This window comes from Streptomyces sp. NPDC093064 (assembly GCF_044754605.1).
GTDB lineage: Bacteria > Actinomycetota > Actinomycetes > Streptomycetales > Streptomycetaceae > Streptomyces.
Genome location: NZ_JBIVPK010000148.1, coordinates 1 through 1,460, shown reverse-complemented (window position 1 = coordinate 1,460; position 1,460 = coordinate 1). Strand labels below are relative to the sequence as shown.

The 1,460-nt window shown below is 69.2% G+C and carries 1 protein-coding gene; it reads right to left on the bottom strand.

What is annotated here, in order from left to right:
- Positions 1-35: 35 nt before the first annotated feature.
- Positions 36-1,331, bottom strand: a complete 1,296-nt coding sequence (locus ACIQFZ_RS43490) for an ISAs1 family transposase (RefSeq protein ID WP_402694007.1) — start codon at positions 1,329-1,331, stop codon at positions 36-38.
- Between the last annotated feature and the right edge of the window lie 129 nt (positions 1,332-1,460).

The following is a 1,460-nucleotide window of genomic DNA, read 5'->3' as shown; positions in this document are numbered from 1 at the left end:
CAGGGCCCCGGCGTTTGCCTCGGATGTCTGGTTGATCATGTGATGCCGTAGAGGGCGAGGACGCGGTGGCGTTCGGTGTGGGCTCGGCGTCCGGCGGCGGTGTTGACGTACCCGGCGAGCTTGAGCGCGCTGCGGATCAGGTCGCGGACGGCGGCGAGCACGGCGGGCGTATTGCGCGTCCTGACCTGGGACTTGTCCTCGCCGAAGACGACATCACGCACCCAGTGGACGGTGTTCTCCACGGTCCAGTGCCCTCGGGCCCAGGCGGCGATCTCGGCCGCATCGGCTTGTTCGGCGGGTAGGTCGGTGATGGCGTAGACGGTCTCGCTGGACCACTTCTTCGCCCCGTACAGACGGCGTCTGCGCTGGATGCGCAGGACCTGGCGGGCGTACGGGAAGAGCAGGCCGTCCACCGTGACGACCTGCACGTGACGCTGCTCGTGGCGGCCGTGGCCGCGGGCGTCGTCACGGTGGATCACGGGGACTTCTCTCCAGGGCAGGCGGTGAAGTTGGCGGGCTTGACCTCGCTGGTTGTTCTTGATCGTGAGGAGGTAGTGGGCGCCGCGTTCGCGCAGGTAGGCGGCGTGGACGTGCTGGGCGTGGAGAGCATCGGCGGTGATGACCGCCCCGGCGAGGTCGGCGTCGTCGATCTGGTCGAGCAGGGGCGCGAACTCGGGTATCTCGTTCGTTTTCGCACCGATCTCACGCGAGGCCAGGGTGATGCCGTCGCCGTGGCGGACTGCGGAGAGCACGAAAACCCGGCTGCCGTCAGGGCGCCTGGCACCGCGCAGGCACTTGCCGTCCACCGCGATCGCCCGGCGCCTGCGGCGCACCGGATCGGCCTGGGCGGCAGCCTGGTGGGCCCGGCGCTGTTCGCGCTCTGGGCCGCCGTCCGGCATCAGCGGCGCGGGAGTTGCCCGCTCGTCGGGGAACAGGGACGTCAGGTAGGCGAAGCCGGCCGCGCTGAGCTCAGCCGGATCCAGGCGCCCCAGCACGCTGCGCAGGGTCTTCTCACTCGGTACCCGGTAGCGGCCGAGGAGCGGGTGGTAGGGCAGGCCGAAGGCGGCCAGTTCCTCGGGGGCCGCACGCCGGCACCACTCCGCTGCCGCAGTGACCGAGTCATGGCCCGCGGGTGTCATCGCGCAGACCATCAGGGCCAGCAACGAGGAGAGCCGGTAGCGCACCCCGCTGGCTCCACGCGGATCGGTGAGCGACTCGAACTCCGCTACCAGGCTGCGTACTTGATGCCGCGCGACACCTTCACGCAGGGCATCCAGACGGGGCGCGGGACAAGTGGGAGCAGCGATGAGCGATGATGGTGGGACGAACACGGCACCTTCGTGGATCTTGAAGCGTAGAGAACTCCATGATCCACAGGGGCCGTGTTCGCCTACTTTCGGGGCCCACTACCGACATCAACCGATCAAGTCAGGATGAGCCGGGCAAACGCCGGGGCCCTG